General features: G+C 47.0%; 14 protein-coding genes. 8 read left to right on the top strand and 6 right to left on the bottom strand.

Annotation, left to right across the window (positions count from 1 at the left end; all coding sequences use genetic code 11):
• Nucleotides 1-48 precede the first annotated feature (48 nt).
• On the bottom strand, nt 49-918 hold the full coding sequence (locus K7B07_RS15965) for a ThuA domain-containing protein (RefSeq protein WP_223711282.1): 870 nt from the start codon (nt 916-918) through the stop codon (nt 49-51).
• Between the two features lie 28 nt (nt 919-946).
• Nucleotides 947-1,360, bottom strand: a complete 414-nt coding sequence (locus K7B07_RS15970) for an OsmC family protein (RefSeq protein WP_223711284.1) — start codon at nt 1,358-1,360, stop codon at nt 947-949.
• A gap of 118 nt (nt 1,361-1,478) precedes the next feature.
• On the opposite strand from K7B07_RS15970, the gene lipA reads away from it, so the two are divergent.
• From lipA to K7B07_RS15990, 4 genes are all read left to right on the top strand, one after another.
• Nucleotides 1,479-2,390 (top strand): lipoyl synthase, encoded by a 912-nt coding sequence (gene lipA / locus K7B07_RS15975; protein WP_223711286.1) that lies wholly within the window; start codon nt 1,479-1,481, stop codon nt 2,388-2,390.
• A 108-nt stretch (nt 2,391-2,498) separates the two neighbouring features.
• A complete protein-coding gene (locus K7B07_RS15980) occupies nt 2,499-3,071 on the top strand; it encodes a YceI family protein (protein WP_223711287.1) in 573 nt (190 codons plus the stop codon).
• 131 nt (nt 3,072-3,202) lie between these two features.
• Complete coding sequence (locus K7B07_RS15985) at nt 3,203-3,835, top strand: NAD(P)H-dependent oxidoreductase (protein ID WP_223711289.1); 633 nt, start codon at nt 3,203-3,205, stop codon at nt 3,833-3,835.
• Between the two features lie 590 nt (nt 3,836-4,425).
• Nucleotides 4,426-5,931: a family 43 glycosylhydrolase gene (locus K7B07_RS15990; protein WP_223711291.1), complete on the top strand. Its 1,506-nt coding sequence runs from the start codon at nt 4,426-4,428 to the stop codon at nt 5,929-5,931.
• 25 nt (nt 5,932-5,956) lie between these two features.
• Here the strand turns inward: K7B07_RS15990 and K7B07_RS15995 are convergent, their stop codons facing one another.
• A complete protein-coding gene (locus K7B07_RS15995; RefSeq protein WP_223711292.1) occupies nt 5,957-6,697 on the bottom strand; it encodes a DUF6683 family protein in 741 nt (246 codons plus the stop codon).
• A 545-nt stretch (nt 6,698-7,242) separates the two neighbouring features.
• On the opposite strand from K7B07_RS15995, the gene K7B07_RS16000 reads away from it, so the two are divergent.
• The 3 genes from K7B07_RS16000 to K7B07_RS16010 all read left to right on the top strand — a co-directional run bounded on the left by K7B07_RS16000 (nt 7,243) and on the right by K7B07_RS16010 (nt 13,943).
• Nucleotides 7,243-8,499 carry a glycoside hydrolase family 88/105 protein gene (locus K7B07_RS16000; RefSeq protein WP_223711294.1) on the top strand — a complete coding sequence of 419 codons (1,257 nt, stop codon included), beginning with the start codon at nt 7,243-7,245 and terminating at the stop codon, nt 8,497-8,499.
• Nucleotides 8,500-8,715: 216 nt separating this feature from the next.
• Nucleotides 8,716-12,003, top strand: coding sequence for a SusC/RagA family TonB-linked outer membrane protein (locus tag K7B07_RS16005; protein ID WP_223711296.1), 3,288 nt, complete (start codon nt 8,716-8,718; stop codon nt 12,001-12,003).
• Nucleotides 12,004-12,014: 11 nt separating this feature from the next.
• A complete protein-coding gene (locus K7B07_RS16010) occupies nt 12,015-13,943 on the top strand; it encodes a RagB/SusD family nutrient uptake outer membrane protein (RefSeq protein WP_223711298.1) in 1,929 nt (642 codons plus the stop codon).
• A 110-nt stretch (nt 13,944-14,053) separates the two neighbouring features.
• Here K7B07_RS16010 and K7B07_RS16015 read toward each other — a convergent pair whose 3' ends face one another.
• A complete protein-coding gene (locus K7B07_RS16015; RefSeq protein WP_223711300.1) occupies nt 14,054-14,818 on the bottom strand; it encodes a response regulator transcription factor in 765 nt (254 codons plus the stop codon).
• Nucleotide 14,819: 1 nt separating this feature from the next.
• Entirely contained in the window at nt 14,820-18,050 is a 3,231-nt protein-coding gene (locus K7B07_RS16020; protein ID WP_223711302.1) for a ligand-binding sensor domain-containing protein, read from the bottom strand.
• Nucleotides 18,051-18,317: 267 nt separating this feature from the next.
• Between K7B07_RS16020 and K7B07_RS16025 the strand changes: the two genes are divergently transcribed.
• Nucleotides 18,318-19,802, top strand: a complete 1,485-nt coding sequence (locus tag K7B07_RS16025) for a family 43 glycosylhydrolase (protein ID WP_223711304.1) — start codon at nt 18,318-18,320, stop codon at nt 19,800-19,802.
• A 155-nt stretch (nt 19,803-19,957) separates the two neighbouring features.
• Here the strand turns inward: K7B07_RS16025 and K7B07_RS16030 are convergent, their stop codons facing one another.
• Complete coding sequence (locus tag K7B07_RS16030) at nt 19,958-20,314, bottom strand: hypothetical protein (protein ID WP_223711306.1); 357 nt, start codon at nt 20,312-20,314, stop codon at nt 19,958-19,960.
• Nucleotides 20,315-20,480 lie beyond the last annotated feature (166 nt).

The raw sequence follows: 20,480 nt of genomic DNA on the forward strand, positions 1-20,480 counted from the left end.
ATGATATTAGAGCCGGGCCGGATCACGGTCAGGCGAGGGGGCTGCTCTTCATTTTAAAGCCCCCGCCTGCACAACTGACCGTTTGGGCTGGTGCTGCTCCCGGGCGCCCAGCCAGAACAGAGCATTAAGGATCAGCCGGTTCTGAATGGGGTTCTGAAAAGTGAAAGACAATTCCCGGTTGGTGTGGTGCTCGTAGTCAATGTCATTATGCCCCATATTAAAGTAGATCATATGGTATTTCCGGTTGCTCCATACCACCGGGTAGTAGCCGTTATGCCATATTTCCTGCGGTTTTGGGCCTGTGCCCAATGGAAAACTGCGAGGGTCAATGGACAACAGGATGTCGATGTCGGGGTTCTTCCTCAGGTCGTTTTGCCAGCGGTACCACTCATTGGGGGAAGAACGGAAGACCGCCGGTAGCCCCTTTAATGCAGGATGTTCTTTTTGTTCTGTTCTTAAGAATGCAGCGGTCGGCCGCCAGGTGTTGCTGACATAATTGCCTGATCCGAGAAAGTCGTTATGATACCAGGGCCAGTTGTCCGGATAAGCAGATCCCGGCAGCGCAAAGGCCGAGAAATGAAACCCCATCCAGGCTCCGCCATGCTGCATATAGGTTTCAAATGCCTTTCGCTGTTCCGCCTTGTCGGGGCGGGCATCCAGGAATAATACGAGCTGGTAGCGGGAAAGAACCGCGGTATCGAGGCGGTTCCAGTCATCGGTGGCCTCATAATAAAAATGCTCCTGTGCGGCAGTGACCGCAAACCATTTATTGGCCTCCTCTACAAAACTGATATGTGCCGGGTCATGTTTCGCACTGTAAAAGGCAATTACCCTGAACAGGGGTTTCGCAAACTGAGCAGGGGCAGGAAGGGCACAGCTGATGGCCCAAAAAAAGAGGATCGCCTTCGCGGTTTTCATCTTGGAGAAACAGAACCTTTTTTAAAGTTTATTGCCAGGCTCCCCAATCCACATTTACTTCAATATCCGGGTGAAGGCTTTTTGCCACAGGGCAGGTATTCCCCGTGTTCTTCAAAACAGCAATGGTCCGGGCATCGACCCCTGCCAGTGCTTCCGGGATATGCACTTTCAGATCGATACCGCTTACACGCCTCGGGTCTGCCGCCATCTTTTTCAGGACCTCAATACGGATATCGTTCAGGTCAAAGTCCATTGTACGGGCCTTGATGCCCATTACGGTAACCATGCAGGTTGCCAGGCTGGTCGCCAGCAGGTCGGTGGGGGAAAACCTTTCTCCTTTTCCGTTGTTATCAATAGGCGCATCTGTTTCAAAATGCGACCCGCTCTTTAAATGGGTGCAGGTGGTCCGTAAATCACCGTTGTATCGTACTTCTGAGGTCATAGTAATTGTTTGAGCCGTAAAGATATTGAATAGCGGTAGAAAATTACCCTTTTGCCCGGGAGCCGACGGCGCTGCCCGAATTTGCAGCATTTCAGTCAAATTAAAGTATTTTCGCGTCATGATCGAATTACCGGTAACAACTAAGATAAAAAAACCCGACTGGCTCCGGGTAAAACTGCCGATAGGTGAAAGCTATAAGCATGTACGGGGCCTGGTGGATCAGCACAAACTGCATACGATCTGCGAAAGCGGCAACTGTCCCAACATGGGGGAATGCTGGGGGGACGGAACGGCAACGTTTATGATCCTTGGGAATATCTGTACCCGCAGCTGCGGATTTTGTGCCGTGGCAACCGGTCGCCCGGAAGCAGTGGATCACGACGAGCCGCAACGCGTGGCCGAAGCCATTTACCTGATGAAGGTGAAACATGCGGTAATTACATCGGTTGACCGGGATGAACTGAAAGACGGAGGCGCATCGATCTGGTTCAATACCATCCGTGCAGTGAAGGCCCTTAATCCCGGAACCACCCTCGAAACGCTGATCCCTGATTTTAAAGGAAAGAAGGAAGACATTCAGACGGTTATGGAAGCAGCGCCTGAAGTGATCTCCCACAATATTGAAACGGTGGAGCGGCTGACCAAAAAAGTGCGCATCCAGGCCAAGTACTGGCGCAGTATGGAAGTAATCCGCACCCTCAAAGAAGGCGGCGCCCGCACCAAGAGCGGTATCATGCTGGGACTGGGTGAAACCAAAGACGAAGTGCTGGAAACCCTGCAGAATCTGAAAGACAACGGCTGTGATGTGGTTACCATCGGTCAATACCTGCAGCCGACTCCCAAGCACCTTCCGGTTCAGCGCTTTGTACACCCCGATGAATTTGCCTTCTACAAGGACGCGGGTTATGAAATGGGACTGGACTATGTGGAAAGTGGTCCTCTTGTACGTTCTTCCTACCACAGCGACCGTCATGTTTATCCCGGTCTCGGGCGTATACAATGGGAGGAAAGCAAAAAGATGGTAAGCTGATCCGACTTAATCTAGGTTATTTTTTACAGCACATAGATGCCGTTGCTTTGCAGCGTTGCCGGTATTCAACCGGTGATCACTGATAATTAGTAACAAACAAAAGCATTTATGAAGAAGTTTCTTTTATTACTGACGCTTTCTGCGTTCGGGTTCCAGTTATTTGCGCAAACCTCCTGGTCGGTGGATCCCATGCATTCCTCTGTTAACTTTACGATCAAACACATGGGCATCAGTTTTGTAGCCGGTAAATTTGATCAGTTCCAGGGCACTATGGAAGCCACCCGCCCCGATTTTACAGACGCAAAGATCGGTTTTACCGTAGCCACCACCAGTATAAACACCGGTGTGGAACCGCGTGACAAACACCTGAAGACTGCTGATTTTTTTGATGCAGAGCAATTTCCAGAAATGAAATTTGTAAGTACCGGTTTTAAAAAGAAGACCGGGACGCAATATATCCTTACCGGTGATCTCACGATCAAGGACGTTACCAAACCGGTAACCCTCCAGGTAACCTATGGTGGTAAAACAAAGAACCAGATGGGTAAAGAAGTGATCGGATTTCAGACTGCTATAAAAATCAACCGCTTCGATTATCACATCCAGTATGATCCTACCGGCCAGGCCGTTGCCAGGGACGTAGAGGTGAAAATCTACCTGGAGCTGCAACCCCGGAAATAAATACGAGCAACTGCACGCTTTAAAGAAAGAGGTGTTCCGGTTTGCCGGATAACTCCTCTTTGAGGCCGCATGCGGTAAAATGGATACAAGGTCAGTTATTTTGTTTTTTAAGCGTTCTCAAAACAGATACTATGGAAATAATCGAACAGCTGAACTGGCGCTACGCCACTAAAGCAATGAACGGAACCAGGATTCCGAAGGAGAAGATCGACCGCATTTTGGAGGCCGCCCGGCTGGCGCCTACCTCCAACGGGTTACAACCTTTTGAAATTATTGCAATCAGTAATCCGGACCTGAAAGAAAAGATCCGGCCGGCTGCATTCAACCAGCAGCAGATCACCGGGTGCTCTCATCTGCTTGTGTTTGCTGCCTGGGATAAGTATACACCGGAGCGGATCGATGGATTTATTGAACATACCGCTGCAGAACGGGGCGGGGACCGGGAGCGGCTGGAATCCTACCGGCAAAGCCTGATGGATAAATTCGGGAGCATGGATGCTGCAGACAGCTATGCGCATGCTGCCCGGCAGGCTTACCTTTCGCTGGGTGTCACTGTTGTGGCGGCCGCAGTAGAAGGCGTGGACAATACACCGATGGAAGGATTCGATCCGGATCAGCTGGATGCCATCCTGGGCTTAAGGGAAAGAGGACTGAGAACTGCCGTGATCATTGCACTGGGATACCGTGATGCTGAAAAGGACTGGCTGGTCAACCTCAAAAAGGTCAGGAAACATAAAGCGCAGTTTATAACAGAACTCAACTAAGTTGTAGGTGTTGGTTGTGGTAAGGGAAAGCCCGGTCCGGTTCATCCGGTACCGGGCTTATTATTTTATCAGCCATCCGAACGGCGGGGCTGTTACTTGTTGCGCTGGGTATAGCCCGCAACAATGATGAATACCAGAATAATAAGGATTAATGTGAACATCGGGAGATCAGGCTTTCTTTCTTTTGATAAATACGGCAATAGCCGCTATGCAGGTAATCATAATCCCAATTTTATAAACCAGATCCAGAAAATCCCACATAAAAACATTTTGCTCAAGATACGAAATTAATGGCAGAAGCAGCTGTTGCACCCCGTTGCTGAAGCATTTATTCCTATAAATCCCTTTGCCCGCACTGGTCTGATAATTGGAACGATTCGACAAAAAGTAGAACAGTATACCTCTCTTTTTTCTGCATCTTTGGATTAATTTTACCCTGTTAGATTTGTAATTCGGATCAGCTTCCGGATGTGCTTATTGAAACCAATGCCATTATTTTTTATGACGATGCACCCGTGTGAAGATATATAGTGCCCGCTACTCCTTCACTCTTTGAACAGCCCGTATTTTTAACGATTAAACCAATTTCTATGAAAAAAAGAACTGTCGCTGTTGTCTGCCTGTTATTTTTTATACTGGCAAATGCCTGCATGAAACGGCCCGGTGATCCTATCGTGTTAGATGATGCACCGGTTATTGCCGATACCACATTCACCAACCCCATCCTGCCCGGTGGCCCGGATCCCTGGGTGGTACAAAAAGATGGGATGTATTATTACACCTATACCCAGGGTGGTAAACTGGTCCTTTACGGAACCAGGAATCTTTCGGAGCTGGCCTCTGCCACCCGGAAGGACGCCTGGGTGCCACCCTCCGGCACACCCTATTCCAAGAACCTGTGGGCACCGGAATTACACCAGATCAATGGAAAATGGTATTTCTATTTTGCTGCGGATAACGGATCCAATGCCAATCACCGGATGTATGTGGTGGAAAACAGTGCCGCCGACCCGATGGAAGGCAGCTGGATGATGAAAGGCAAGGTAGCGGATTCCACGGATCAATGGGCCATTGACGGGACCATTTTACAATATAAGGGCACGCTGTATATGCTGTGGTCCGGAGGAAATGCCGGTGCTCCGCCCCAGAGTTTGTATATCGCAAAAATGAGCAACCCCTGGACGATAACCGGCGAAAAAGTAAAGATCAGCACACCTGATTACAGCTGGGAAAAGAACGGGAATGCCATTAATGAAGGCCCGCAGGTACTGCGGGGGCCGGGCGGCAGGGTATTTATCGTTTATTCGGCAAGCGGGTATTGGGTAGACGGTTATTGCCTGGGACTGTTAAGTCTTGAAGCAAACGGAGACCCCCTGAACCCGGAGGACTGGACAAAAACACCGCAACCGGTATTTTCAATGAAAGCCGAAAGCGGGGCTTATGGGCCCGGGCATAACGGATTTTTCAAATCACCGGACGGAACAGAGGACTGGATCATCTATCATGCCAGGAGCCTGCCCAACGGGGGAAGCAACAATGGCCGGAACCCGCGTATCCAAAAGTTTACATGGAATGCTGACGGTACACCAAATTTTGGGGAGCCTGTTAAAATAAATGAACCGGTCAGAAAACCGTCCGGGGAAACGGTACGTTTTCAGTATGTAAAAGACGATTGGTCCATTGCCGGTTTTAGTTCTGAAGAACAAAATAACAGCCGCCTGGCGATCCGCCTGATCGATAATGATCTTACGACCTACTGGATCACAAGATACTCGACCAACCCGACCAACTATCCCGATCATTGGATCACCGTTGATATGAGTAAAAGCTTATGGGTGGACGGTTTTACCATTTCTCAAAAAGCAGGTGACCGGAAGATAAAAGAGCTGGAGATACTGGTCAGTGATGATAACGGAAGCTGGGAGCCCCTCGGTTTGTTTACACTGAATAATATAGACCGGACCCGGCAATACCTGACGCTGCCATCGCGGAAACGATTCCGCTACTTTAAATTGCGTCCTGTATCGGGCTACGATGCCCAGCCTCAGCCGGGACTGGCCGAAGTAAGTGCTTTTATAAAAAGAAAGAATGATTGAGGGCCGCCTGTTTTTGTGATATGGGTTATTTTTTAACAAGGCCTTTCGGTGTAAGAAGGTATTGGGAAACATCCATGCCGGTAACCTGCAGGGTCATCCTGGCCATATTATCACGTACTTGTGTTATAGCGCGACTGTTCCCTTTAGTGGCCAGTTCACGGTTGATCATAATCGTGAGTATGGCCAGGTAGGAAAGCGTTTCTGTGGCGGTTTGCTTTTGCTCATTGCTTAATTGAGCCATTTCCGGGGTGGCAGAAAAGGTTTGATGTACTTCTTTTCTGAAAGCCTCAATACCTTTCCGGCTATTGGAGGCATCGTTACCGCTGGCAGTTTCCCAGGAAACGATTATATAGGCTGCAAATACATCTGCCAGATTATGGCTGTTAAAATCATATTGCCGGAGCAGGTTTTCAAAATCCCGGAGCAATGCAGCCCTGGTAAGCATATTTATATTGGATTGTATGGCCGGCTTATTCGTTCCGGCCATGCTTTCTGCAATAGACCGGGTCAGCTTTTGACGCACGGTTGCGGAAGGGGTATAGCTGAACCTGTTATTCAGGCTGGTATTGCTTTGTGCCTTATAGCCCGAAGCTGCCTGTTTTTGCATACTGCGCCGGATGGCTGTCTGGGTATTCATAAACATCGCATTGTTAAAAGCACCCTGGTAGATCAGACCGGGGTTTCCGATTTGCGCGTGGCTGTTGACGGAAGTGATGCCAAAGGAAAACAATAAGAGAAAACACCGGCTGAATCTATTCTTTTTCATGTGTTTGATTTAAATCGGTTTCGTATAAAAGCACCCCTCTGGCATTCCAGTATCTTTTTTGCAGCCGGCTAAAAAAGCTGTACGGGAAAAGAGTACCGGAAAAATCTTGATATCGTTCATTTGCGTATTTATTGGTAAAGTTGAGCCGGGATCGGCATTTGTACAATACGCTTAAAGGAGTATTTTTAATATAAGACCGATGTTTCCCAACGGATCCCGGAATCTTCTGCTGCAGGCATATCCGTTCAGTAATTGCCAGCTTGAGTATGCTTTTAAGCAACCTGCTTCGACCGCTGGCGGCCATTTTAACCGGTACACGTATCGCAAAAGAATCAAAAGAACCTGGGCAGAACACTTCTCCGCATTTGGAACGATTCGACAAAAAGTTGAATAAAACGTACAGGGAAAAGTTTTTTACTTCGCCTTACGAAATCCAATATTTAAGCGATTGTATCTATAACAATATTCTTTGACGATTTGCTGAAGAATAGTATAAGGCGATGCACCGCCAGACTTTTATTTAAAAAATAAACCGGCTTTTAAAAATGAAGAAGTGTGTTCTTTTCCGTGTAAGGAAAAAATTCGTTTATGGTATCATCTGTCTGTTTTGTTTGAGCTTCTTTTCTCTTCCCGCCGGCGCGCAGAAAGAAAATATAGAAGCGGTCGTGCATAGTGTAGCCGGTAATATTATCAGGAATACCTCTTATAAATTTATCGATACAAAAACAAAAACGGTGTATACTTCCACCGGAAATTTTCCCGCTGAGGCCGAGATCAGAACCCAGTCGCTCTACAACCGGTGGGAGTATTCAAATGGAGTGATGATGATCGGCATGCTTAAAGCTGCCGAGGCATTCGGCCGGAAAGAATATGCAGACTATGTCTTGAAGAACTTTGATTTTGTATTTAAGAATGCCGATTATTTTAAGAAGGTCTATGCCGCAAAGAAACGGTCTGAATGGGCGCCGTTCTTCCGTATGGGTTCCCTGGATGACTGCGGTGCCATGTCTGCAGCATTAACGGATGCAAACGAGAAGGCGAAAGATAAACGCTATCAGGAATATCTTTCCAAAGCGGCAGATTATATCCTTAATAAGCAATTGCGCCTTAATGACGGAACGCTTTCCCGGAATAATCCGCATAATATGACGTTATGGGCCGATGACCTGTACATGAGTGTTCCTTTTCTGGCAAGGATGGGACGGTTGACTGGAGAAAACCGCTATTTTGATGATGCGGTAAAGCAGGTGCTGAATTTCAATAAGTACCTGTATAACCCCGGTACCGGGTTGTATTATCATTGCTGGTACAGCGATCTGGAACAAAACGGTGTGGCACATTGGCTTCGCTGCAATGGATGGATCGCCATGGCGCAGGTGGAGTTATTGAATAATTTGCCCCGGAATCATCCCAAAAGAAATGAACTTATAAAGCTGTTAACGCGGCAGCTCATCGGCTTGTCCCGTTTCCAGGACCCGGGCGGACTGTGGCATCAGGTGATGAACAAACCGGATTCTTATTTGGAAACATCGGGCACTGCCATGTTCGTATATGCCATCGCCAGGGCCGTAAATGAAAAATGGATACCCGCATCGTATAAATCAATAGCGATGGAAGGATGGAAAGGCCTGGTTGAAAAAATAAGGCCGGATGGCAATATAGCGGATGTCTGTATCGGTACCGGCATCGCTGATAATGTTTCTTTTTATTATAACCGTCCAAAGGTGGTCAACGATTTTCACGCATTGGGCGCGGTATTGCTGGCCGGCACAGAAATGTTGCGACTGGATACCGGCCGGTAGAAGATCCGGCCGGTGCGCTGTTAATGTTTGATCGCTGGGTGGTCTGTGTTAAGGCCCGGTTCGCATCAGGATCCAACCGGCCTGCATTGTTTGAAGTTCCCGTAGTTCCCTGTTCATCTTTTTAACCGGTTGTGGCTGTAAAGAAAAACAGGGGACTGTAGAAGCGGTTATATCCTGCCGCAGCATTCATTGAAATAATGATTAAAAATGATTATTATGAAGAGCGATTCTAAAAATACAGGGAAAGGCCGGGCCTTTTCTTTGTATGAAAAATTCCTGGTACCGAAGTTATTCGGATCCCTGTTGCTGTTGTTTTGTTCCTTTTATGCCGGCGCGCAGCATCAGACGGTAAAAGGCAGCGTTACCGACTCGCTTGGTAATGGGATCGCCGGTGCTACAGTGGCTGTTAAGGGTACCAAACTGAGTGTCATGACGGATGTGTCGGGCGGTTTCAGCATTCAGGCAGGCAGTGGTGCCACCCTGGAAGTGTCGCACATCAGTTATATGAGCAAAGAGGTGGTACCGGATGGCGGGCCTTTGAAGATTGTACTGCAACAGGCTGCCAACGACCTGAATGACGTGGTGGTGATCGGCTATGGCACTGCCCGGAAAAGGGATCTGACGGGAGCGATCACACAGATCAAGCCGGACAAAATAGCCGATGAAAATCCGCGGACCGTGCAGGATATTCTTCGCGGCTCGCCGGGCCTGACCATTGGGCTGGATGCTTCGGCGAAGAGTGGCGGTACGATCCGGATACGCGGACAGCGGTCGGTTTATACGGATGGTGGTCATAACGATCCGTTGCTTATCCTGGATGGGATGATCTTTTACGGAGAACTGTCTGAAATCAACCCGGATGATATTGAACAGATCGATGTACTCAAAGATGCGTCCGCTGCAGCGATCTACGGGGCAAAATCTGCCAACGGGGTTCTTATTATTACCACGAAAAAGGGGAAACAGGGAAAACCCAAAATCAATTTTATCACCAACCTGGGCCTTTCTACAATGGGCGCCAACCGGAACGTTTTTGGCCCTGAAGGATACCTGCAATACCGGCAGGACTGGTATACGGCGGCATCCTACGGTATCGACTCTGCCACCGGCAACTATCAGCCCTACATGATCGGGGAGTCAGAGAAAAAACCGGGCTTTTACGAAAAACCTACACAACAGATGTTGTCCAAGTATGGCATTACCCTCGATCAATGGAGGGCTTATAGTGTGAATGCGGCAGGTATTTCCGATGACAATATCTGGGCCAATCGTATTTCCCTCCAGCATACGGTTCTGGCAAATTATCTCGCCGGTAAAACCTTCGACTGGTATGATCATAGTTTCCGGGATGGGATCAACCAGGATTATAACCTCAGTGTTTCCGGTGCCAACGACAAGATGAACTATTACTTATCCGCCGGCTACCTGTCCAACCAGGGTGTTATTGTAGGCGATAATTACCGCGCCGTACGCTCCAATCTTAAAGTAGATGGAAAAATAACCAAATGGCTGGATATCGGTGCCAACATCAATTTTCAGGATCGTTCGGACGGCAATATCGCCACCAACTGGGGTGCGGCCATTATAAACAACAGTCCTTTTGCTTCTTACAGGGATGAGAACGGGAACCTGGAAGTACATCCGCAGGGAGAAGGGTTTACAGCCAGTAAAGGGTACAATTATGATTTTAACAAACAGTATATGGATCTCGAAAGAGGGTATACGGTTCTGAACTCCATTTTTACTGCAAAGGTGAAACTGCCTTTTAATATTAACTACTCGTTCAATGTGTCACCGCGGTACCAGTGGTACTATAACCGCTATTTTGAATCGTCAGAACATCCCGATTGGATACCTACTACAAGAGGGGTGGACCGGGGTAGTGCCAAGCGTTTTGACTGGTCCCTAAACAACACGATCAATTGGGAACAAACATTCGCCCAAAAGCACCGCGTAAATGTGACGCTGGTGCAGGAGGCAGAAGAGCGTCAGTACTGGAGTGATGTGATTGAGGCCCGGAATATCCTGCCTACTGATGCATTGGGTTTTCATGAAACTTCCAATGGCGACCCGTTGTACAGCAGTTTTAATTCAGATGACACCCGGGAATCCGCCGATGGTATGCTGGCCCGTTTATTTTATTCTTACGATGACCGGTACATGCTCACCACTTCTATACGCCGGGATGGTTATTCGGCGTTCGGAACATCGAATCCCAGGGCCACTTTTTTTTCCGGTGCCCTGGCATGGACCTTCACGAATGAAAAATTCTTTAAGTGGGATCCGCTGAGCAATGGTAAACTTCGTTTGTCCTATGGACAAAACGGAAACCGCTCGCTGGCCAATGCCTATGTTGCGCTGGCCAATCTTGCCAATGGAGTGGGTACCCAGGGCTATGTAGACGCAAACGGGAATTATATACAATACTACTACTTACGGATCGACCGTCTGGCAAACAAGCAGCTGCAATGGGAGAAGACCGCATCCTTTAATATTGGACTGGACCTGGGCTTTCTGGATGATCGTATCACGACCACGATGGATTACTATATAATGTCCACCAATGATATGATCATGAGCCAGTCGTTGCCCGGTTTTTCAGGATTTGGCAGTATCACAACCAATCTGGGAGAAGTGCAGAACAAGGGTTTCGAGATCTCAATTAATTCGCAAAATATCAAACGAAAAGATTTCAGCTGGAACACGATCTTTGGTTTTTCAAAATACACAAACACCATCAAACACCTTTACTACAGGTATGAAGATGTATTGGATGCAGCAGGAAATGTAGTGGCCACAAGAGAGCTGGATGATATTTCAAACGGGTGGTTTATCGGCAAGCCCATCAGTGCCATCTGGGATTACCGGGTGACGGGTATCTGGCAGGTAAATGAGGCTGCGGAAGCGGCTAAATACGGACAACGCCCCGGCGATCCCAAGGTGGCCAACAATTATACCGCAGATGATACGCAAAACGGGAACGGAAGCACTTCTCCTGTTTATAACAATAATGACAAAGAGTTCCTGGGGCAGACAACGCCTCCTGTTATGTGGTCATTACGTAATGATTTTGCCTATAAGAATTTTAATTTCTCTTTCAATCTCTATTCTTACTGGGGCCATAAAAGCCTGAGTACCGCGTATCTTAATCAGGACAACAGTGTTTCACTGGTTACTTATAATGCCAATGCCTATGAAAAGACCTACTGGACGCTTGATAATCCCAACAACTTTTTCGGCCGGTTGGATGCAAGAGGTCCGGGAACGCTTTCAGCCCCGAGCAGGGTGTTCGACCGGTCCTTTATCCGGCTGGATAATGTGACGCTGGGCTACACATTGCCGGCTAAATTGACCTCATCCCTGAATATAGAACGATTAAAGTTTTATACCTCTGTACGCAATGTTGCCGTATGGAAGAAAGATAAGAACTGGCAGTACTGGGATATTGAAACAGGAGAAATGGCACCAAGAATCGTTACACTTGGATTAAATCTGACCTTTTAAATGAATAAAGCATGAAAAAGAATAATTTTTATATAAGCTTTGTTTTTGCCGCAACCCTGGCAATGAGTATGCTGGCCGGCTGTAAAAAAGCGTTCCTGCAGCCGGATCCGCTTTCATTTTATGAACCGGAAGCTACTTTTACTACCCGTTCGGGCATTGATGCGACTTTAGCGCTGTGCGACCGGCATTTACGTGCTTACTGGAGCTATACAACAACACGGGATATATCGGTGCCGATGAACAGCGAATACATGTTATCCGACGTAGCCGTTTCCGGTAAGACGGATGACGGAAATATTTTTGCCGATGTGGCCACAAGGCTGACACCAACGGACGGAATGTATCAGAACGACATCAATATGCTGTCCTATTTCTGGGGCGAAACATACAATGGTATCAAGTATGCCAATACCGTTACAACCTATATTAATAATGTTCCGGGACTGGATGAAACGGCTAAGCAGGAATACCTGGGGAGGGCCTATTTTCACAGAGCGTTCCGTTACCTGGCCCTGTGTTTCCAGTTTAATAACGTGCCGCTGGTAAGCAAGATATTGTCCGGACCCAAACAAAATTATAAAAGCACCAGCCGTGAGGCAATCCTCGAAATGATCACCCGGGATATGGAAAATGCCGTAGCCTGGGTACCCGATCAGTCTCAAATGGCCTATATCGGTATGGTGAACAAAGGTGCCTGTCGTCAATTGCTGATAAAATGTTACCTGGCTACAGGGCAATGGGACAAAGCCATTGCGCAGGCGGATACATTGATCAATAACTCCGGGTACGCCTTAATGAACTCGACCTTCGGAACATTTGAGAATCCGTTCCCCGCTGCCTGGCCTGTTACCCGCAACGTGATATGGGATCTGCACCGGCCGGTAAATAAATGCATCCCGGCCAATAAAGAAGCCATTCTGGCAATGCCGAACCGCCATGGCACAGATGCCGGTATTGCTTTACGTTCCATGCGGAATTGGGGCCCTATGTGGAATATTTCCACACTGGTATCACCGGCAGGAAAGTATATGCAATCCTATGCATCTACTAATAAGTCTTACAGGGCCAACCTGGATTTTAACTCTGCAGTGGGAAGAGGGATTGCAATGATAAGACCCACCTATTTTGCCCAGCATGGTCTTTGGGCGGTCAATGGTATAGAAGACCCTACTGATCTGCGCCATAACAGTACGGTGGGTAACTGGGCGCGCATGGACTCTATGAAATACAACGACCCTTCTGATGCCCTTTACTTTGGAAAAAATCTGCAGCTTTATGATGGCGACCGGCTTTTATGTACCGACACCGTTCGTAACTGGTTCGACTGGCCGCATTATAAGACATTCGTAACAGACCCCGACCATATTGCCAATCCCAATAGTAACAATAACAGGGGCGGGGCTGCCGACTGGTATTGCTACCGTCTGGCCGAAACCTACCTGTTAAGAGCGGAAGCACAGTTTTATAAAGGCAATACAGGAGCTGCAACGGCAGATGTAAATGCGGTAAGGGCAAGAGCACAGTGCAGTGAATTGTATACAACCGTAACGATCGGTGATATCGTAAGCGAACGCGCCCGCGAATTGTGGATGGAAGAATGGCGCCATATGGAACTCAGCAGAATATCATACAGCCTTGCATTAAGCGGTAAACCCGATGAGTGGGGAAATGCTTATACTGTTAATACACTTTCTGAAAACAATTACTGGTACCAGCGTATTCAGCATTACAGTGACTACTACAATAAGAACCGGGTACTTGTAAAAGGAAGAAATTATACGATTGCACCGCATAATATCTATCTTCCAATACCGCAATCGGCGATCGATGCCAACCTCTATGGCAAACTGCGCCAGAACCCGGGTTATACCGGTTATGATGCCAGTACGGAAATGTGGACGAACTGGCAGGATGCCGTGGCTGATGAGGACACAAATTAAAAAGGAGCCGGATCAATTATGCATCAACGCTTTTTAAAGATTGGTGTCTGTAAGCCGGCAGGCGGTGGGCGTATAACAAAAGGATGATTGGAGCCTTAACACCGGAAGTCTTATTCCCGGGGCAGGGAATTGAAATATTCCATAGGCGACATTTTAAAATACTTTTGAAAATTACGGCTGAAAAGACTCTGCGAGCTGTACCCCACCTGCCTTGAGATCTCCAGTAATGAAAGCTCATTCTCAGCAATTAAATGAGCGGCTTTCTTAAGACGTGTAATGTCAATCAACTCTTTTGGAGAGAGTGATGAAAGTGACTTGATCTTGCGGTAAAATGTAGTGCGGCTCATATACAGATGCTCAGCGAGCATGTCGATGTCGATATCCGGCCGCTTAATATTTTTTCTGATATATTCGTCCAGCTCCTTCAGAAAAGCCTCGTCGGTTTTGGAATGTGCCATTACACGGACATCTTCAAAAGGAGAACTTGAAAAATGCTCCTTTATTTTCCGGCGGTTCCTGAGAAGGTTGGAGATCTGAACCTGTAACAATTCTGATGAGAACGGTTTTTGAATATATGCATCGGCACCCACTTCCAGGCCCTCAACATGCGCTTTATAAGTGTTTTTTGATGTCAGTAAGATCACCGGAATATGGCAGTATTCAATGCTTGATTTGATAAGGCTGCAGAGCTCAAATCCGTCTATACCCGGCATCATGATATCTGAAATGATCAGGTGGATGATCTCTTTGTCTAAAATGGCTTGTGCGATCTCTCCGTTGGCTGCAAGATGGAGTTTGTAGGTGTCGCCTAAAACTACCGATAAAAATTCCAGGATATCTTCGTTATCATCAATAATAAGAATGCTTTCAGTCATACTATTTTATCTTTTTCCAACTGCTTAACTGGAATTCAAATTTTTGATGTATGGGCAGTCGCAGCTCAAAGATAATTGAATCCGGTTCGCCGGAAATCAATTGCAGTGATCCGTTATGCAGTTCAGTAAGCGATTTGGCAAGTGAAAGACCGATGCCGGTCCCGGGTTTGTTATTGCCTTTCATTCTGAAGAAGGGCTTGAATAGCTGGCTCCTGTATTCATCGGGTATGCCTTTACCATCATTGGTGAAACGGATCGTAAAGAATGCGTCGGTGGAGTTGACAGCGTCGATGTTTACAATGGTATGAGTGTCAGCATATTTAATCCCATTCGAGAGCAGATTGGTGCATATTTTGATGAAAGCTTCCCGGTCAACAAAGGCTTTAAAATGATCGGGGGGCAATATGACATCCAGTTTTATATTGTTGCGGCCGGCCTGTTCTTTAAATCCCGCTGCGAGGTCGGTTACCAGGGCGGCAATGTCGGTGTTTACAAAGTTTAAGCTAAACTGATCCGCTTCGGTTTTTCTGAAATCGAGCAGTTGCCCTGTTAGTTCCACCAGCCGTTTGGAATTCTTTTCAGCAATCAGCAGGCTTTTATTCACATCGGGCCGGTCCCTGAATTTTTTGATCAGCCACTCGATCGGTCCGGCGATCAGTGTAAGCGGTGTCTGTATTTCGTGGGTGATATTTGTAAAAAACTCAATTTTGGCCTGGTAGATTTCTTTTTCTTTTTCGAGTTCGAAAAGTTTCAGCTTCCGGAGGTTTTTTCCTTCCAGGTACCGGCGGTAATAACGCATCAGGAAGTAAACGATAGCCGCAAAGGCGATAAAATAAAATAAGTAGGCGATATCACTCCTCCAGAAAGGCGGCAGGATTTTAATAAACAACCGGCGTTCGTTACCGGCCCAGCTTCCGACATTACTTTCGGCCTGAACGCTAAATTCATAGTCTCCCGGTGCCAGATCGGTAAAATAAGCATTGCGATTGGTGTTGAGATAGGTCCACGATCTGTCAAGCCCCTTCATCTGGTATTTATACCGGGTGACCTCCGGGGACGAGAAATTTATTGCAGCAAATTCAATACTGAAATTATTCTGGTTGTAGTTGAGGGTGATGGTGTCGGTATACAGGATGGATTTATAAAGCGGGCCGCTGGTTGTATCGGGAACTGCTTCTTTATTATTGATCTGGAAGCCGGTGATATAAGTGGGCGGACTTGGTTCTTTCTGATCGAATGAAGAAGGGTTGAAGGCGATCATTCCTTTTACGGAGCCAAAGTACATTTTGCCGTCGGTATGTTTATATGCGGAGTTGTAGTTGAACTGATCCGTTATCAATCCGTTGGCCTGTGTGTAGATTTTTAATGTTTCGGTAGAAAGGTTCAGACAGATCAGGCCCTTAAGCGAGCTGATCCATAAGTGTTTTGCGTTGTCTTCAAGGATACAGTATACCACATTGGTGGGCAGCCCGTTCTCCATGGTAAATCTTTTTATGGTTTTTCTGTCCCTGCTTAGTTTGATAAGTCCACCACCACTGGTAGCGAACCATATTTCATGATTGCTGTCCTCAAAAATATAATGAACGGCAAATTCGTTATCAACGGGGTTGTTTAATGAATCACCCAGGAGCAGGTTGCCATGGATGCCTGTTTTGGGATTGTAAAAAAAGGTTCCCTGGGTCGCGGTCCCGGTCCATATGGTGCCTTCATGATCCTCCAGGATATTATAAACATAAGGCCCGTAAGGGATCTGATTAATACGGCTGAATGTTTTACTGCGGGGATCATACTTAAACAGGCCAGCTCCGTAATAGGAAGTGCCTATAAGTATACTGCTGTCTTTTGTCAGATAAATACGGGATATAAAACTGCTTATACGTGCATCTTTTGCGCCCACGGATCTGAACCGGTCGGTTACCTGTCCTGTTTGCATATTCATGATCTCCAGACCGCTGAAAAAGGGCCCGATATACAATTGGTCGCCGAATGCCAGGAGGCCGTGGATATTGGGATAGGAAACATCCCCCTTTTTTCCTCCGGCGGTATAATAGGTGAAATTTCCCGTCCGCAGATCCAGTTTATTGATGCCGGCGTCTTCAGTGCCGATCCACAGGTTTTCATTTTTGTCGGAAACGATTTCGGCCACTGCATCGCCCGATATCGAGTTGGTTCCCGGTAACGGGTAATATTTTTCAAACCGTGCATTCTGTTTTGAGAAGTAGTTCAATCCGCCGAAATAGGTGCCTACCCACATGCCGCCCTGATTGTCCTTGCAGAAGGTATAAACCGCATTGTCCGCGATGGAATACGGATCCCCGTTGCGTTTGCGGAGGTGGGTGCTGGCATTGGTGTTGAGATTGTAAATGAAAATCCCCGATTCAGTGGCGATCCAGTACTGGTCGTTGCCAGCCGCAATGATGTCGCGTACATATACAATGGTGTTTTCAGCACTCCGGAGCGGCAAAGATTTTACACTTCCCGTATTGATATTGTATCTTTTTAAACCTAATTTAAAACAACCGATCAGCAGCTCACTGTCACTGATCGGATAAATTTTACTGATGGAACGGAGGTGCTCCGGTATTTTTTTTTCGATCAGCCGGATGGTTTTACTGGTTTTTTGCAGCGGGTTATAAACGTTCAGAACGCCGTCATCATCTCCGGTCCATATATTCATATGCTGATCCAATGCCATACAGGAGCCGTGTATCTTTAATTTTTCTAGTTGTTTGCCAGACTGGTCATATTTATAAAGTGCGCCATTCGCAAGGAACCACAGATTGTTGTTGTTATCTACTTCAAGATGACTGATATATACTTTCGGGGCATTCTCCAGTTCTTTAAAACGCTCGAGATAGGGGTCAAACCGGAATACCCCTCTGCCGGAACCGATCCAGATCATTCCTTTTTTATCTTCGGTGACACACACAAGAATATCATTGCCGATATTTCCGAGTTTATTGTTTTCGTTTTTATATGATTTGAAGGTATACCCGTCAAAACGGCTTAATCCGCCACGGGTCCCGATCCATATCAACCCTTTTTTATCCTGTATGATGGACATGGCGGCGTTATGGACCAACCCGTCATCCACCTGGTAATGTTTAAAATAATACTGACCATGGCAGGAGGTTGTGGTCCATTGAAACAGCAAAACAAAAGAAATGATATAGCGGAAAATACACATGGCTACTGAGCTCAAAAATATATAAATAAGACTATCGCAGTGCATAGCCGTCAGAATTGTGCGGAATTTGACACGATTCAGCAAAATGTTGAACAAAGTATTCGGTACGGGTTTCTTTACTTTGGCGGAATATTAACCTTGTGTTTATTAACGATTCGGAAGCGGCTGTCAGATGCATCGCCCTCTGGGCCATGGTTGATGAACATCATTTAAATAAGAACGAAGTGCCGGTGCCGGAAGATCTCTGGCTGACCGGGACGCTGCTTCTTTCAACCCCTTTGATAAAAAAACTATTTACAAATAAATTCCGGTATGCGTTTTTCTTTAATCCTGTTGCTGTTTGTTTTTGTTGTTAAGAGTCATGGTCAGCAACTTGTGCTGCCGGGCGACAATCCGGATCCTTCGGTGGTTAAGATCGGCAATGAATACTGGGCCGCAGGAACCACTTCCGACTGGTTCCCGGCTTTCCGGTTGTATCGGTCAGCTGATCTTGTAAACTGGAAATCCGCAGGACATGTATTTACAGAAATGCCCGCCTGGGCCGATCATTATATGTGGGCGCCCGAAATTACTTACGATAACGGGAAGGTATACCTCTATTATACCGCACACAAAAAGGGCGGAAGTCTTTGTATCGCCGCGGCAGTAGCGGATAAGCCGGAAGGACCATACCGGGATCTTGGTCCGCTTATATGCCAGGAAGACGGTTCGATAGATGCCTTTCCGGTCCGGGATGAGAACGGGAAACTGTATATGATATGGAAAGAAGATGGTAACAGCGCCGGAAAACCCACACCCATCTGGGCCGCCGAAATGAAAGAGGACCGGACCGGTTTGGTTGGCGAAAAGACCGAACTTTTCCGTGGGGAGGCCCCCTGGGAACAAGGTTTGGTTGAAGGAGTGTCGGTAATGAAGCACAATGATTATTTCTATGCTTTTTATGCAGGCGCAAAATGCTGTGGCAAAGCATGTAACTACGGAACAGGTATCGCAAGATCCAAAAACCTGCTTGGTCCCTGGGAAAAATATCTGGGCAACCCGGTATTGATCAATGATCAGGAATGGAAATGTCCGGGTCATGGAACGCCTGTTGAGGAAAAAGGCCGGTTCTATTTTCTTTACCACGGCTACAGTACGAACAGCGGGGCCTACGCCGGTCGCCAGGGATTACTGAACGAATTCGAATTTACTGCGGACGGGTGGATCCGGTTTTTAAATGGCAATACACAGACCAGGCTACCGGATGCAAAGACATTTGCTGATGATTTTACGGGGGACCGGCTGGCAGATCAGTGGCACTGGAGTATATTCCAGGATGTACATTATACGGTTTCGGGTAATACCCTGAAATTAGACGCGCTCCCTTCCGTGTGTGGCGCATACATCGGCCAGCCTGTTTTGGCAAGTGATTATACCGCAGCGGTTGCCGTGCAGAAAAGTACTACCGCACAGGCCGGGCTGGCCCTGATCGGTGACGACAGGAACCTGTTATATACCGGAGTGCAGCACAATGAAATTTATTTGATACAGGTAAAAGGGGGTAAAGAAACTTTAATCGCCCGCGAAAAGATCCGGAAGTCACCATCTGCCATAACCATAAAAGCAACGGTAACCAATAACACAGCGGTTCGCTTTGCATATAGCGGGGACGGGAAAAAATTCCGGGCATTGGGAGATACGTCTGCCGATATTTCTCAGCTGCCGCCCTGGGACCGGGCTGTCCGTGTAGGCCTGATTTCAAAGGGGGCTAGTGGCCAGACTGCTTTTTTCAAAAGCTTTATATTGAAGAATCAATAATGCTGCGACCGGGGTCCGGTAAAAGACAGCCGACTGAAAGAAGTAGCTAACCTGTTAAAGATGCAAGGTTATAAGACGGATATAAAGTGGGCTGGTGAGACCGGAGGGAGAGATGGAACCCAGCCGGGGTTGGCGCGGTGTATGTAACCGGAGCATCAGTACATCGGTTTACGGAATGTATAGATATAATTCGTTCCTTGTTTTCTCAATATCAAAATATTTGAATGAGCCAGTTTTATAATACGGTCGCCGGCGGTTGCAAAGTGATGAAATAGCTGATCTGTCCCGGAATCTTTATCGTATACCGGATAGAAGATATATTCTTTTTTATCGCCCGTTAACTGAAAGATAACCCCCTTATTCCGGACATCTACATGTGCGAGCTGCCCGTAGAGGGTGTGTTTATTAAAGATCCTGAAGGATGCCGGTTTTGCTTTTTTTTGATAGCGTCGCTCCAAATAGACGAGTGGCAATTTGGATAATAAAGCGGATCTCATTTCCAGATACTTCATTTTGGTCGTAATTATTGTTTATAAATTATATTGAATTAACGGTCTGGCACTTCAGGGCTTTTATCCGGTTTAATTCTGGTCAAATCGTCTTAACAAAAGGGGAAACTCTGATCTGGCAAGACCGGGTGCCCCAATCCAGGTCCTCAAAACAACAATGAAGATAGCA

This window comes from Niabella beijingensis (assembly GCF_020034665.1).
Lineage (GTDB): Bacteria > Bacteroidota > Bacteroidia > Chitinophagales > Chitinophagaceae > Niabella > Niabella beijingensis.

Excerpts from the sequence above, each read along its gene's own strand:
- K7B07_RS15965 (WP_223711282.1), bottom strand. The coding sequence starts at position 918 with ATGAAAACCGCGAAGGCGATCCTCTTTTTTTGGGCCATCAGCTGTGCC.
- K7B07_RS15970 (WP_223711284.1), bottom strand. The coding sequence starts at position 1,360 with ATGACCTCAGAAGTACGATACAACGGTGATTTACGGACCACCTGCACC.
- lipA (WP_223711286.1), top strand. The coding sequence starts at position 1,479 with ATGATCGAATTACCGGTAACAACTAAGATAAAAAAACCCGACTGGCTC.
- K7B07_RS15980 (WP_223711287.1), top strand. The coding sequence starts at position 2,499 with ATGAAGAAGTTTCTTTTATTACTGACGCTTTCTGCGTTCGGGTTCCAG.
- K7B07_RS15985 (WP_223711289.1), top strand. The coding sequence starts at position 3,203 with ATGGAAATAATCGAACAGCTGAACTGGCGCTACGCCACTAAAGCAATG.
- K7B07_RS15990 (WP_223711291.1), top strand. The coding sequence starts at position 4,426 with ATGAAAAAAAGAACTGTCGCTGTTGTCTGCCTGTTATTTTTTATACTG.
- K7B07_RS15995 (WP_223711292.1), bottom strand. The coding sequence starts at position 6,697 with ATGAAAAAGAATAGATTCAGCCGGTGTTTTCTCTTATTGTTTTCCTTT.
- K7B07_RS16000 (WP_223711294.1), top strand. The coding sequence starts at position 7,243 with ATGAAGAAGTGTGTTCTTTTCCGTGTAAGGAAAAAATTCGTTTATGGT.
- K7B07_RS16005 (WP_223711296.1), top strand. The coding sequence starts at position 8,716 with ATGAAGAGCGATTCTAAAAATACAGGGAAAGGCCGGGCCTTTTCTTTG.
- K7B07_RS16010 (WP_223711298.1), top strand. The coding sequence starts at position 12,015 with ATGAAAAAGAATAATTTTTATATAAGCTTTGTTTTTGCCGCAACCCTG.
- K7B07_RS16015 (WP_223711300.1), bottom strand. The coding sequence starts at position 14,818 with ATGACTGAAAGCATTCTTATTATTGATGATAACGAAGATATCCTGGAA.
- K7B07_RS16020 (WP_223711302.1), bottom strand. The coding sequence starts at position 18,050 with ATGCACTGCGATAGTCTTATTTATATATTTTTGAGCTCAGTAGCCATG.
- K7B07_RS16025 (WP_223711304.1), top strand. The coding sequence starts at position 18,318 with ATGCGTTTTTCTTTAATCCTGTTGCTGTTTGTTTTTGTTGTTAAGAGT.
- K7B07_RS16030 (WP_223711306.1), bottom strand. The coding sequence starts at position 20,314 with ATGAAGTATCTGGAAATGAGATCCGCTTTATTATCCAAATTGCCACTC.